Genomic DNA, 14557 nt, shown 5'->3' on the forward strand with positions numbered 1-14557 from the left:
TACCCACAGACAATCGACTTCTCACGATGATCCGACTTAGCATGGGAGATAGGGAATACAGGGAATGGGCGAAGGAGAACTACGATGATTTTGCACAAAAGTTAGAACAAACAGCATTGGTAGAGCCACTAGGAGTGTGTGTTGTTCCAGACACACAGAATCCATTTGAAAAATCGTTTGACAGCTTTAAGGAGATCGTACAAGATATCAATAATATAGCAGTTGAACTGGAAGATAAGAAGTGGGATTCGACGTATGACTTCTTCAATTACTTAACAAGTGGAATATCGGGTGGAATCATTACAGCAGCAAGTGATCGATCAAATAAGATGTTGAATTCTCCTTATGACTTTATTAATTGGTTAGCCATAGGTATCCCAGGGGGGATAGCAGGTATTCCAGATATGGTGAAAGGTGCATTCGCTCCTGAAGAGGCCTTTTCTAAAGAACACTGGCTAAATAGTTTTAATTTAGCAGCTATGTTTACTGGAGGATATAAATCATTGGTAAAGCCAGGAGGAGGAACTTTAAAAAACTCTTTGGGTAGTAAGGTGAATGATGTTATTGATGGGACGGGTGAAGGTGCTTGGTATGCTAAAAAGCCACTTAACCCATCTGATTTTGCAGGTACATTTGATGAAAGTTTTGCAGGTTTGGGGAATATGAAAAAAGTTGAACTAGCATTTAAGGAGATTGAAAATGCATTTGGTAAGAAATATGCAGATGAAATTAAAAAACTTTATGAGTCTACAAACCGTGGATTTACTCAAACTGGTGATACTTTAGGAATGTTTAAGTTTAATCCAAAAGGTGAGCCAATCTTGGATTTGAATAAAAACTTTGGTAATGCAAAAATGATGGCTAATACTATTTTGCATGAGGTAAAACACCTTAGACAATCAGTAAAGCTAGGGAGTAAAGAATTTATGGCATTACCAGTTGAACAAGCGGAGATATATGCAACGTCCACAAATATTTGGCAAGGAAAAAGGTTAGGTCTTTCTTTCGAGGATCTTCAATGGTTTCAACAATATTATGACTTCTTTAGGGGGCAATAGTTAATGGAGCTAAAGATACATTTGCTAGAAAGTTTCGTATATAGGGCTTCTGAAAAATCAATTCCAGTTGTTTTAGAAATAACATCTGAAACAGAAGGAATTATTTCTGATAAAATAGATTATAAAGAAATTATGTTATATAAAGATGGTGAGGCAACTTTTGGTTCATTTATTGTTTCTACATTAAGCCTGCCTAAGTATACCTATACAATATCAGAAAACACTCCAAAGTATATGATTATTAATGTGGCTGATTATGATGAAACGGAGCTATCCAAAGGAGAATATGAAATAAAAATTTTAATTTCGGTATACGAACCTCTTGAAGATGGAAAGTACAATAGAAAAGAATTGAAAGCTGTAAAAGAAATAATAATCCAATAAACTGATTCAGACCTTCGAGAGACTCTAAGTTTATTGATTTCATTTGCTGTTAATTATCTGCTTAATTTATAAATTTTGTGGGGATTACGCGTTGCCAAATGAACCAATCATTCAACCAATCACACACTTAACCGATATAATACTCGTATAAAGATTTAGTTATTTCGTTTGTACGCACATAAATGCTTGAATAGTATATCTTAATAACACTATACAGTTACATTTAACAGGTCGATTATGGTCAGATACCGCCATGATTGAGCTGTTTTTTGTTATGTTCATTTTCTCATAGCTTATTTCAACTTGAACCATGAGTTAGGAATGAGTTTTTTTGTATGCCCAAAATCAAAGGAGTACAATAGAAGCATCGTTGGTTTTACCCTACAACAACAATGGAACAGGGGTATTGTTTGTCTAAACTCACAGCAATACAGGATTAGTAGTGTTGTTATCGGTTATCCTTATATTAGTTAGTCGAAGTATAGTAATCTATCTATTACAATAATAATAATTTGTGAACTGAACTATATAAGTTGATCCTAAGAACATTTCACTATCGTAGCCTACTCACTATTAGGGATAGGGGGTTCCGTAAGTATGAACAGAGATCAGATCCTAGACAATCTCAAATCACAATTAGAAATGGGTAATCATATTATTGGAGTTGGTACAGGTGCTGGAATAACAGCAAAGTATGCGAAGCAGGGTGGAGCGGATTTCATTCTGACATTAAACTCCGGTAAATTTCGGCAGATGGGGAGAAGTTCACTCGCTGGTTTTTTGCCATTTTGTAATAGCAATGATATGGTCATGGACTTTGCATCTAGAGAGATCATCCCTTTAGTAAGAGATATGCCTATTATATTTGGTCTGAACGCAACCGATCCGACAAAGGATATGGAAACTTACATAAGTGAAATAAAGGCTAAGGGATTCTCCGGTATAAATAACTATCCTACGGTTGGACTCATAGACGGCCGATTTAGCGAGGCGCTTCAAGAAGACGGGAATCATTATTTACTTGAAGTAGAAGCCATAAGAATAGCCCATGAGAAGGATCTCTTTACCGTGGCCTTTGTGTTTGACGAAATTCAAGCGGCTCAGATGATCGAGGCGGGAGCTGATATTATATGCGCGCATTTAGGCTTAACAGAAGGCGGATTATTAGGAGCCAAGAAAGTATTTTCCCTAGAAGCTGCCAAGATTAAAGCGGACAAGATATTTAAAAGATGCAATGAGTTGAAGCCGGATCTGATTAAGTTAGTGTATGGTGGTCCGGTGAAAACTCCAATTGATGTTCAGTATATGTATAGTAATAATGAGAACTTAATGGGGTATATCGGAGGATCTGCATTTGAGCGAATTCCATCGGAGAAGTCCATCACCAATATAACGAAAGCCTTTAAGGTATCGGGGAAGCTTGATGAAGATGATCTCATGGTCAAAATGTTAGACGGAGTTACCAAGCACTATGACTATGTTGAATTTGTAAAAGAATACGTTGCCCAGAATTACATGAATGAGATTTCATTTATAGATTTAGCCAAGGTGGCACATGTATCCAGAAGTTACTTAAGTAGTTTGTTTACAAAGCAAGTAGGTTGCAGCTTCCAGACGTATATCGTGCAATATCGCATGGATAAAGCAGCCGAGATTTTAGATAGAGAACATATCCAATTATCTGAGTTAGCACCCTTAGTTGGGTACCAAGACTACGCACAGTTTAGCAAAATGTTTAAAAAGTACAAGGGTTGTTCGCCTAAACAATATAAATCTAACATAAACACAAAAACATAAGACATAAAAGCGTTTTCATAAATCAGCCGAGACAGTATGATTAATATATAGTTAATCATACTTTTTTTTGTGGAGAGCGTTCTCGTAATCATGGTCTAGCACTGTACAGGCTAGGTCATCAAAATGAAAGAGGAGGTTAGCGAAATGAAGACGATTGCCATTGCAGGAACGTTTGACACCAAGGGTGACGAGTATCTATATATACAAAAATTGCTTGAAGATTTGGGACTGAATACTTTTACCATCCACACCGGTGTGTTTGAGCCTACATTTACACCTGATGTATCGAATCATGAAGTAGCAGAGGCTGCAGGCGTAGATATGAAGGAACTAGCTGCTAAGAAAGACAGAGCTTTAGCAACCGAAGTATTATCCAAAGGGATGGAGAAACTAGTACCTGAGTTATATAAGCAGGGTAAATTTGATGGTATTATCTCCTTTGGTGGAACTGGAGGAACTTCACTGGTGACACCGGGGATGAGGGCATTACCCATTGGTGTACCCAAAGTGATGGTCTCGACCGTAGCATCAGGGAACACAGCTCCATACGTAGGCACTAGTGATATTGTCATGATGCCGTCTGTAGTGGATGTTGCAGGGCTTAACTCGATTTCAACTAAGATTTTTACGAATGCCGCATTTGCCATCGCAGGTATGGTGAAGTTTGAAAATAAACAAGTAATTGAGAAAAAACCATTGATTGCTACAACGATGTTTGGGGTAACAACTCCTTGTGTGACGGCAGCCCGTAACTATCTTGAGGCTAGAGGATATGAAGTGCTGGTGTTCCATGCAACAGGTGTAGGTGGACAGTCCATGGAAGCATTGATTGAGGCTGGATTTATTGAAGGGGTATTAGATCTGACCACCACAGAGTGGGCGGATGAAATTATTGGCGGCGTGCTGAATGCAGGCCCTCATCGTTTGGAGGCAGCTAGCAAACATCATATTCCACAGGTTGTATCTGTAGGTGCACTTGATATGTGTAACTTTGGACCTTACGATACGGTACCCGAGAAATTTGCTGGACATAAGTTCTATAAACACAATCCTACGGTAACACTCATGAGAACAACGGTAGAAGAGAATGAAGCCATCGGCAACAAGCTTGTTGAAAAACTGAATATGGCCAGAGAGAAAACCGTGCTTATGTTACCTCTCAAAGGCATATCCGGTATTGATGTTGAAGGTGAAGCTTTCTATGGTGCCCTGGAAGATAAGATGTTATTTGATACATTAAGAAATGGTATAAACCGCAATGTTGTAGAGGTCATCGAAATGGATTGTGCCATTAATGATGTTGAGTTTGCCGAAGCAGCGGCGCAGAAACTAATCGATCTCATGAGTAAGTAAAACACAAGAATAGTACAACGACATACAAACTCAAATGATGATGGAGGCGTTACAAATGAACAAAAATACAAGAACAGAAATTATGGCGAAGTTCAGAGAAGAAGTTAAGAATGGAAAGATTCTTTTGGGAGTAGGGGCCGGTACAGGTATTACGGCTAAGAGCAGTGAAGCTGGCGGAGCGGATATGCTCATCGTCTATAACTCGGGAAGATATAGAATGGCGGGACGTGGATCACTGGCAGGGCTATTATCTTATGGAGATGCCAATCAAATTGTGGTTGAAATGGGTTCGGAAGTATTACCCGTTGTCAAAGATACTCCGGTATTAGCAGGTGTATGCGGAACAGATCCTTTCCGAGTGATGGAAGTCTATTTGAAAGGCCTCAAGGAGCAAGGATTTAGCGGCGTTCAGAACTTCCCAACCGTAGGTCTGATTGATGGGGTATTCAGACAAAACCTAGAAGAGACCGGTATGGGCTATGATCTAGAAGTTGACATGATTAGAACAGCACATGAATTAGACATGCTAACAACACCTTATGTATTTGACCCTGAGCAAGCCAAAGCCATGGCCGAAGCAGGAGCCGATATTTTGGTAGCCCATATGGGATTGACTACGAAAGGCACAATTGGAGCGAAGACCGCACTTACATTAGATGATTGTGTAGAGAAGATTGAAGCGATTATTAAAGCAGGTAAAGCAGTGAATCCAGATATTATGGTCATTTGCCACGGTGGACCTATCGCCGAACCGGAAGATGCTGCATATGTAATTGAAAGAACAGAAGGCATCGATGGATTCTTTGGGGCATCCAGTATCGAAAGATTTGCTGCGGAGAAAGGTATTAAGGAACAAACCGTATTATTTAAGACCATTACCAAATAAAAAAGATAAGGCTTATTGGAGAGATTGCACTAGACTAACACAGAAGAAGTGACACCGGAGGAATATCAATGGTGTCACTTCTTTTTATATAGAAGCTTTTTGGATTTAATTATCGCTACGAAAGAACGTATGAATTAAATTCGATACAGATCTATCATACAATGTTTTAGCTGTTTCTTCATTTAGGATGTGTCCCCCTAAATATAGGTGAATGGTACCATGCAGCGATGCCCAAACAAGATTAACAACAAGTAGGGGGTCTTTCTCGGAAATAAACCCTTGCTCAATGGCCTTTGTAATTATCGTGATCACTTGTTGTAAAGCTGTTCCGATAGCCTGTAAACTTTCCTCTTCAGGTTTGAATTCACTAAAGGCTCCACCAAACATCACCATATAGTAACTGGTATAATCTCTTGAGAAATCCCAATAAGCTTGTGCAACGTCGCTAAGATATAGTTTAAGATCGTCTTGTTCTGGAACTGCTTGAAAGGCAACAGCTAACAATTTGCAGCCTTCCAGAAACAGTTGTTTAGCCAAACCTTCCTTGCTTCCAAACAAGTTATAAATAATTTTTGTAGAACATTCCATTTTTTCAGCAACCCTGCGAATGGTTACGGCTTCGGGACCATATTCCTGCATAATCGATGCAGCAGTTTCTATAATGTTAAGTTTTAATAGTTCGGTATGCTGAAGTTTGGCTTCGGGGTAGGTTGTAACTGTACGATCATCTATAGAAGGCATTTTTGAGGAATTATGCATGTGATTTCACACCCTTAGAACTTTAATTTTCTAAAATAGTCTTCTTATCTAAAGCTTATTTTACTGTTTTGGATAGCAAAATGCCAATTTATAAATGGTTTGCACCTCTATTTGACATCATAATGCTATCTGGATACAATGATTCTTATAGAAACAGTGTTTCTGGAGAGTAATTAAGAGGAGAGATGATAGAGTGATACCGACACAAAACAAATGGACGCTGATTACAGGTGCTTCTTCGGGTATAGGTGAAGCGTTCGCGCATGAATTTGCAGCAAAAGGGAGCCACTTGATCTTAGTCGCTCGCTCGGAAGCCAAACTAAGTGCTATAGCAAAGAAACTGCAAAAAGAACATGGCATTCAAACGCAGGTTATTGTTTCTGACTTATCTCAAGAAGGTTCCCCAATCAAGCTCTATCAACAATGTGTGGAACGTGGTCTGATCGTTGATATTCTAATTAATAATGCAGGATTCGCTACGTATGGGCTTTTTGAACAACTGTCTGGCCCAAGGCAGCATGAAGAAGTGATGCTCAATGTGTTGGCGGTTGTAGACCTTACCCATCTATTTTTACCAGAAATGTTGAAAAGGAAAAGCGGGGTGGTCATTAATGTAGCTTCAACAGCAGGATTTCAACCTCTTCCTAATATGGCCGTATATGGCGCCACTAAAGCTTTCGTATTATCATTTACACAGGCTTTATGGGAGGAAAATCGAGAACGCGGTGTACAATTTCTTGCCTTATGTCCTGGATCAACGGAAACAGAATTTTTCAACGTTGTGGGGGCCGATGAAGCGTCTGTCGGGAAACGAGACACTCCAGAAAATGTGGTCCAAGTTGCTCTTCGCTCGCTTCAAGCTAAAAAGGTATATGCTATCCCGGGGTTTAAGAACTATATCTCTGCGCAAATGTCTCGCTTCTTTACAAGAAAACAAATGCTTTTTATTGTCGGACGAATGCTCCGTACACGTCATTAATAAATAAGTAATTTTGTCGCGGCAGATTATTTATAATGACCCCCTTGTTTGAAATGGTCAATAGATGTAGGATAACGGCAACATACATTGACCGTTTAGGTCAACAGGCAAGGAGGGAGTACGTTGAATAATAAATTTTATAATTTGCCACTAGACAGGCAGAAACAGATTATTAATGGAGCGCTGAAAGTTTTTGCGGCTTCAAGCTACCGTCAGGCATCTACTATAGATATTGCCGAAGAAGCAGGGATATCCAAGGGGCTGTTGTTTCATTATTTTAAGAATAAAAAAGAGCTCTATCTTTACTTATATGAATATTGTATAAATTTAGCGATCAACGAAATAGAGGGGAACAGAGATATAGAGGAAACGGATTTTTTTCAAATACTAATGCATTCTCAGCGATCTAAGTGCAAATTGATGAAGGAACATAGATACATGTATGATTTTCTTGTGAAAGTATATACGGAAAATGACTTAGAAATGGTAGAAGAGATAGCCCAATATTCAAGGCCGTGGATAGCAAGTAATTTCAGACATTTTCTCGACAAGGTGGATACAAGTAATTTTAAAGATGGCGTAGATGTCCCACTTCTTTTTCAATCCATACAATGGTGTTCAGATGGTTTCATGAGAAGCACATTACATAATAAGAGCATTGATGAAATGGACGAGGAGTTCACCCGAATCTTAGAGATGTACAAACAGAATTTCTATAAGTAGAAGAATGCATTCATGTATTAATTCTGTAGGTAACTCAATAACCGAACAAGTAAAGGGGGGTATGCTATTGGCACTATTTTATAGAGAAACAGGTAATTTAGAGGCTCCGCTTATCGTTCTGTTGCATGGAGGCGGGGTAAGTGGTTGGATGTGGGATAAGCAAATCGAACATTTCAGTGATTACCATTGCTTAGTTCCTGACTTACCTGGGCATGGTTCTAGTTCAAGCACGAATTTCACTATTCGTAACAGCGCGGAACAAATCATAGATTTGATTCAGGCTAAGGAACAAGGTAAACAAGTTATTGTGATCGGATTTTCTCTAGGGGCACAAATAGCTCTTCAAATATTAAGTATGAGTCCGGATCTGGTAGATTACGCAATCATTAATAGTGCACTTGTAAGGCCTATTCCATTTGCGAACAAGATCATCGGTCCTTCAATCAAGCTGACTTATAGACTAACCAAGAATAGAAGCTTCTCGAAGCTTCAATCCAAACAGTTATACATAGACCAAGAAATGTTCGAGACCTATTATAAAGAAACCTGCCAGATGGAGCGGGACCTGCTCATTCAAGTTTTAGAGGAAAATATGGCGTTCAGTATACCGGAGGGTTTCGCTAAATCTCAATCTACCATATTAGTGACTGTTGGAGCTAAAGAGAAAAAAATAATGAGGAAGTCTTTAGTAGACATCGTCAAGAATAATCCGAATTGTAAGGGTGTTATTATACCAGGTGTAGGTCACGGTGTATCTTTGGCTCAACCTGAGTTATTTAATATGATTGTTGATGCATGGATTCATGATAAAGAGCTACCGAATAGTTGGGTTACTGAATTAGATACATAGGAGCGGGAAGCGAATGAAGAAGTAAACGAATTTTTATGTTCTATTGATGATTTATGGCGTAGCCGCATGGTTACGCCTTTTTGTTGTCTCCATTAAAGTACGTCTTCGTTTATCGCGGTGCTCTATTTGTAGGAAATCGGCATTTATTAAACTATTATTCTTAGTCCAAGAAGGTTTGAGTGATATTTTTCATAGACATATATCGAAAGATGGAACTTTTTGTCTGATATTCGTGTTATAATCTTCTTGTTTTTGATTTAGATAGTAGATATTAGTGAGGATATTGATCGATATATTGCAAACGAGAAGAATTGGAAGGGATTGATAGAATGGTAACAAGGAAGTTTGGTAAACCATATCGACAGTTAAAGAGATGGGGTTCAGCTGTCTTAGCTGTGTTTGTTCTATGTAGCTTTGTTTGGTCGTTTACTAGTTGGAATGTTGGACAAGTTGCAGCAGCTGGATCAACTTCTTTTACTCGTGAAGTGGACCCTTTTCCTGATTTAGCAGCGGCTCAACGTATTACATTTGGTGATTATGATGACGACGGAGATATTGATGCTTTGGTCCAGGAGTCAAATGTAATCGGTAAAGGGTATAAATTTGTAAGAGCTAATGGAGATGGGACATACACTACCATTGATCAAGTTGGCACATATATTCCTAATTCGCCCTTTGCTTCTTCAGATTTGACGGGATTAAATGGTACGGGCGGATACTTCGTTCCTAATATTATTTCTTTGGATTATGATAGCGACGGGGACACAGACATTATTAGTCGTTCTGGACATATGGCAGGAGGGGCCAATTTCATTTTAAGAAATGATAGCGGCACTATGGTTCGCATTACTGACCCTTTTCCAGATGTACAAGTTGACACTCGTATAAAGTTTGCCGACATGGATCTGGATGGAGACATAGATGCTTTGGTTCAAGAGGGTACTGAAGTCGGCCAAGGTTACATTTATGTTCAACGAAATGCCGATGGAACGTATACGCGCCTTGAACAATTAGGAACGTCTATTCCAGGGAGTCCATTCGCATCTGCAGATTTGACGGGATTGAGCGGAACAATGTTTATTGCAGTTGATTTTGACGGCGATGGTGACGAGGATATAATCAACAGATCAGGAACTAATTTCATTTTAAGAAATGATAATGGCATTTTCACAAAAATCGCGGATGTATTTGCCAGCACAGCTGCTGGTCTTCGGATTTCATTTGGAGATTTTGACAACGATGGTGATCTGGACGCTCTTCAACAAGATGGTAATATGGTCGGTTTTGGATATTTTTATATGCAAAGGGAGTCTGATGGAAGTTATACAAGGAAAAATCAGAGTGGGGATTCCATTCCGGATAGCCCATTTTCAGCTGTTAGTTTAACAGGTTTGAATGGCACCAACATGCATACTATCGATTACGATAGCGATGGCGATTTAGATGTCATTAGTCGTTCTACATCATTAACTTCTGGCGAGAACTTTGTGTTAAAATCAGCGGGTTCACCACCTATTTTGCTAAGCTCGACTCCTGCTGATAATGCTACTGGAGTAGGTGTTAATAGTAATATCGATCTGAATTTTTCCAAGAATGTATTTGCAAGTGCTGGAAATATATATATCAGGAAGTCATCTGATGATAGTGTGGTAGAAACCATTGCAGCCAATTCTGCAAAAGTTACGATTACAGGTTCAACTGTAACTATCAATCCAGACACTTCATTAAATGCAAATACAGATTATTATATAACGTTTAGCTTAGATGCTTTTGTAGATTCAGATTCCAAAGGATTTGGTTATTTAAATGGATTTATTCGTGCAGGAATTGACAGCAAGAGCTTTCTCAATTTCAAAACGGTAAATGCCACTGCTCCATTAGTAGTAACTGGAGCGGCTAGTTCCATATCACCCACTTCTGCCATCTTAAGTGGCATCGTTAATGATAGAGGGGCGGAAACGACGGTTACGTTTGAATATGGGCTTGATACAAATTATGGAACTAATGTTGCGGCAACAACAGGGGGATCGATTACTGCAGGAACAGGGAATACTACCGTTGCCGTAACTTTGACTGGTTTGACGCCAAATACGACTTATTATTATCGTGTGAAGGCAGTAAACATTGTAGGAACATCCTATGGAGTTAGTCAGACATTTATAACTGCCGCACTAACGAACGCAGTAGAGCCAAACATCGACACGCAGCCTGCTAATAAGACAGTAAACATAGGCGACCCAGCGAATTTGACCGTTGCAGCAACAGCGAGTGATGGAGGAACGCTGAGCTACCAGTGGTATAGCAATAGCGTGAATAGCAACAGTGGTGGAACCTTGATCGATACTGCCACAACTTCCACATATAATGCACCTACGACGATAGAGGGAACGACATACTACTACGTCGTCGTGACGAATGTGAACAACAGTGTAACAGGTATGAAAGTAGCTTCGGTAACGAGCGCAGTGGCGGAAGTGATCGTGAATACTCTAACGAACGCAGCACCGCCAAGCATCGACACGCAGCCTACTAATAAGTTAGTAAGCTTAAGCGACCCAGCGAATTTGACCACTTCAGCAACGGTGAGTGATGGGGGAACGCTGAGCTACCAATGGTATAGCAATAGCGTGAATAGCAATAGCGGCGGAACCTTGATTGATGGTGCTACGACTTCCACATATGATGCACCTACGACAATAGAGGGAACGACATACTACTACGTCGTCGTGACGAATACGAACAACAGTGTAACAGGTGTAAAAATAGCTTCGGCAACGAGCAATCCAGCGACGGTAACGGTGAATGGTCTGACGAATGCGGCTGCGCCGACTATTAGCAACCAGCTAGTGGACCAAGCGGTGAATATAGGTGGTAGCGTATCGCTGAGCATAGCAGCAACGGTGAGTGATGGAGGAACGCTGAGCTACCAGTGGTATAGCAATAGTGTGAATAGCAACAGTGGTGGAACCCTGATCGATACTGCCACAACGTCCACATATAATGCACCTACGACAACAGAGGGAACGACATACTATTACGTCATCGTGACGAACACGAATAACAGTGTAACAGGTATAAAAGTAGCAACTCTAACGAGCAATACAGCTAAAATTACTGTAAATGCTGCCGGAACCACTACGCCAACACAACCATCGACTCCAAGTGGACCAAGCACGCCAAGCGTTCCGACCGTGCCAACCGTTCCTGAGGTAACTAATACGGGCATTGATATTTTGGTCAATGGTGAAGTTGTGAATATGGGCAAGGTAACGACATCTTCAAGAGATGACCAGACAGAGGTAACTGTTGTTCTCGACCACAAGAAATTGGAGGATATACTTGCGTCTAAAGGTCAGCATGCAGTCGTTTCGATTCCAGTGAATACCGAGGACGATGTTGTCATTGCAGAATTGTCCGGTCAAATTCTCCAAATTCTACAAGACTATCAAGCGGTATTAGAAATCATAACCGATCGAGCAACGTATACCCTGCTTGCAGAGCAAATCAATATCAGCGGTCTATCCGATCTATTTGGACAATCGGTAGCTTTGCAAGACATCACAATTCAGATCGAAATGGCTGCACCGACATCGGAAATGGTGAAAGTTGTTGAAGATGCGGCAGAGCAAGGAAAGTTCACGCTTGTCGTACCGGCGATTGAATTCACAGTCAAAGCAACATACGGTGGTAAAACAGTTGAATTATCGAAATTCGCTGCGTATATAGAACGTACCATTGCCATTCCGGATGGAGTTGATCCGAACAAGATAACGACGGGTATTGTGGTCGATCCGAACGGAACGGTTCGCCATGTTCCAACCAAGATTATTGTCATCGATGGCAAGCATTATGCTAAAGTGAGCAGTTTGACTAACAGTACGTACGCTATCATATGGAATCCCCTAGAATTCAGTGATGTGGCGAGCCACTGGTCAAAAAATGCGGTCAATAACATGGGATCGCGGATGGTCATCAATGGTACGGGTAATGGTATGTTCAGCCCTGATACAGAGATAACCCGTGCTGAATTTGCAGCGATTATCGTTCGTGGATTAGGACTTAAGCTGGAAGAGGGAGCGACTTCATTCTCGGATGTTAAGTCATCATCTTGGTACAACAGTGCAATTCATACGGCACTCTCGTACCGACTAATCGATGGTTATAATGACGGTACATTCCGTCCAAATGACAAAATTACCCGTGAACAAGCGATGGTGATTATAGCAAGAGCAATGAGCATCACCAATCTGAAGGAGAAGCTCTCATCTATTAGTGCGGAGCAACTATTGAGCCAATTCACAGATGCAAACAACACTTCGGTTTGGGCGAAGGAAAGCTTCACGGACTCCTTGCAGGCTGGCATTGTCACAGGTAGGAACGGAACGCAGCTTGCTCCAAAAGCTTTCATTACAAGGGCAGAGGTTGCTACGCTTATTCAAAGGCTCTTGCAAAAATCAGATTTAATCTAACATTGTGACTGAACAAAAAGGTAATCCTCGAAAGTGAAGAGGATTACCTTTTTTTATATGTCCCACCTTACCTTCGATTAGCACAGGTATTGCCCGGCTTCTTCAATGCGAGCTAGAAGAAGCCGCTGAAGATGCGGCAATTGCTGCAGCCATGGCTAGGGCAGTCTGCTGGGCGATGACTATGTTGGTTATGCTGGTGGCGGCAGCTGTTGTAAGGAGTGTTTCGCCACGGGCATTTTTCAAATGCTCGGATGCTACCAGTGCAGCGCAGAGTAGTAGCAACTCAGGCTGGGTAATGGACCAGCCGCTAAAGCCTTTCTCCGTCCGAAGATAGTTATAGGATTCTACGATATCTGTGGTGATACTCTCTATCTCTGATGGAAGTAAGGATAATATGCCTAGTGATGGCAGTGTATACTCTTTATCCATACGCAGTCCTTGCTCACGGAAGATATCCCTAAGTTCGAGCACACGGGATACCGAGGTAGACTCGTCGGATTCACCAAGGGCTAATACCTGTGTCAGTGCCTGTATGCTGTTCCCGGATCGGAAAGGGAGCTGTGGCTTTAGTGCTTCATAGAGCCGATCCATCCGGTCGCCACAGCTTTCTACATCAACCCCAGACAGGGCTAGCATACTGGTATAAATATAATCGTCCTGCGAGGTTTGGAAACGGCGGGATTGTTTCATCCGGTCATAGAAGGCCTTTGCTCTTTCTACCGTATATTTATATTGATCAGGCTGCGTGTGAGCAGCGATCTGATAGGCTGCGACAACAAGGTAATCGGAGGTTCTGAATTTGATCGCCTTCATAAGGTCATAGACTTCCATAGTTTGCGTTAGTATGTGTTTCGGATCCTGTGTTAAAGAGAGTAAAGCCGAAATGCTGATTGCCGAATTGCCCCTGAACATTGAGAAGGGCCCCGTAGAGTCCTTAATCAGGGCATAACTGTTATGTAGCTCATCCCCTTCAACAGCTCTGTCTTCTAGCGCAAATAGCAGAGCAGCGAGACGGTTCACCTGCACACTTCGCCATTTAAATATTTTATTTGTCTGCCGACTGTTGCTCGCAAATAAGGCGAGTCGTTCCTGATACAGCGTCGTCATAAATCTCCCTCCTTTATTCCCATTAGCGTCTGCTATTTTAAGCCGAAAGTCAATATCAATACTTGCAGATGTTACAGATGTATTTACTACTGTTGGGGAGTTAGGGAGGAGTGGAGTCTGCAGTTTTGTCTAAGTGAGCGTAGGGGGAGTTGTAGTGATTTAAACATACTATGTTGCGCTATGAGGACTTAC

General features: G+C 40.9%; 10 protein-coding genes and 1 pseudogene. 9 read left to right on the top strand and 2 right to left on the bottom strand.

The window, feature by feature from the left end:
• From EJP82_RS25560 to EJP82_RS25580, 5 genes and pseudogenes are all read left to right on the top strand, one after another.
• Positions 1–1058, top strand: a pseudogene (locus EJP82_RS25560) (hypothetical protein); the annotation flags it as partial.
• A 3-nt stretch (positions 1059–1061) separates the two neighbouring features.
• Entirely contained in the window at positions 1062–1442 is a 381-nt protein-coding gene (locus EJP82_RS25565) for a hypothetical protein (protein WP_127194904.1), read from the top strand.
• A gap of 597 nt (positions 1443–2039) precedes the next feature.
• Positions 2040–3239, top strand: a complete 1200-nt coding sequence (locus EJP82_RS25570; RefSeq protein ID WP_127194905.1) for a phosphoenolpyruvate hydrolase family protein — start codon at positions 2040–2042, stop codon at positions 3237–3239.
• 144 nt (positions 3240–3383) lie between these two features.
• Positions 3384–4592, top strand: coding sequence for a Tm-1-like ATP-binding domain-containing protein (locus EJP82_RS25575; protein ID WP_127194906.1), 1209 nt, complete (start codon positions 3384–3386; stop codon positions 4590–4592).
• A gap of 55 nt (positions 4593–4647) precedes the next feature.
• Positions 4648–5478, top strand: coding sequence for a phosphoenolpyruvate hydrolase family protein (locus tag EJP82_RS25580; protein ID WP_127194907.1), 831 nt, complete (start codon positions 4648–4650; stop codon positions 5476–5478).
• 105 nt (positions 5479–5583) lie between these two features.
• On the opposite strand, the gene EJP82_RS25585 is transcribed toward EJP82_RS25580, so the two are convergent.
• Positions 5584–6237, bottom strand: coding sequence for a TetR/AcrR family transcriptional regulator (locus EJP82_RS25585; protein ID WP_127194908.1), 654 nt, complete (start codon positions 6235–6237; stop codon positions 5584–5586).
• A gap of 196 nt (positions 6238–6433) precedes the next feature.
• Here EJP82_RS25585 and EJP82_RS25590 point away from each other — a divergent pair, with 196 nt between their 5' ends.
• The 4 genes from EJP82_RS25590 (at position 6434) to EJP82_RS25605 (ending at position 13258) form a co-directional block, all read left to right on the top strand.
• Positions 6434–7216 carry an SDR family NAD(P)-dependent oxidoreductase gene (locus tag EJP82_RS25590; protein ID WP_127194927.1) on the top strand — a complete coding sequence of 261 codons (783 nt, stop codon included), beginning with the start codon at positions 6434–6436 and terminating at the stop codon, positions 7214–7216.
• A gap of 123 nt (positions 7217–7339) precedes the next feature.
• Entirely contained in the window at positions 7340–7939 is a 600-nt protein-coding gene (locus tag EJP82_RS25595; RefSeq protein ID WP_127194909.1) for a TetR/AcrR family transcriptional regulator, read from the top strand.
• Between the two features lie 67 nt (positions 7940–8006).
• Positions 8007–8789: an alpha/beta fold hydrolase gene (locus EJP82_RS25600; RefSeq protein ID WP_127194910.1), complete on the top strand. Its 783-nt coding sequence runs from the start codon at positions 8007–8009 to the stop codon at positions 8787–8789.
• 329 nt (positions 8790–9118) lie between these two features.
• Positions 9119–13258: an S-layer homology domain-containing protein gene (locus EJP82_RS25605; protein ID WP_127194911.1), complete on the top strand. Its 4140-nt coding sequence runs from the start codon at positions 9119–9121 to the stop codon at positions 13256–13258.
• A gap of 102 nt (positions 13259–13360) precedes the next feature.
• Here the strand turns inward: EJP82_RS25605 and EJP82_RS25610 are convergent, their stop codons facing one another.
• Positions 13361–14365, bottom strand: coding sequence for a DUF4003 family protein (locus tag EJP82_RS25610; RefSeq protein ID WP_127194912.1), 1005 nt, complete (start codon positions 14363–14365; stop codon positions 13361–13363).
• Between the last annotated feature and the right edge of the window lie 192 nt (positions 14366–14557).

Origin of the sequence: Paenibacillus anaericanus (assembly GCF_003994475.1) — a bacterium.
Taxonomy (GTDB): Bacteria; Bacillota; Bacilli; order Paenibacillales; family Paenibacillaceae; genus Fontibacillus; species Fontibacillus anaericanus.

Coding starts and splice junctions, on each gene's coding strand:
- EJP82_RS25565 (WP_127194904.1), top strand. CDS start 1,062: ATGGAGCTAAAGATACATTTGCTAGAAAGTTTCGTATATAGGGCTTCT.
- EJP82_RS25570 (WP_127194905.1), top strand. CDS start 2,040: ATGAACAGAGATCAGATCCTAGACAATCTCAAATCACAATTAGAAATG.
- EJP82_RS25575 (WP_127194906.1), top strand. CDS start 3,384: ATGAAGACGATTGCCATTGCAGGAACGTTTGACACCAAGGGTGACGAG.
- EJP82_RS25580 (WP_127194907.1), top strand. CDS start 4,648: ATGAACAAAAATACAAGAACAGAAATTATGGCGAAGTTCAGAGAAGAA.
- EJP82_RS25585 (WP_127194908.1), bottom strand. CDS start 6,237: ATGCATAATTCCTCAAAAATGCCTTCTATAGATGATCGTACAGTTACA.
- EJP82_RS25605 (WP_127194911.1), top strand. CDS start 9,119: ATGGTAACAAGGAAGTTTGGTAAACCATATCGACAGTTAAAGAGATGG.
- EJP82_RS25610 (WP_127194912.1), bottom strand. CDS start 14,365: ATGACGACGCTGTATCAGGAACGACTCGCCTTATTTGCGAGCAACAGT.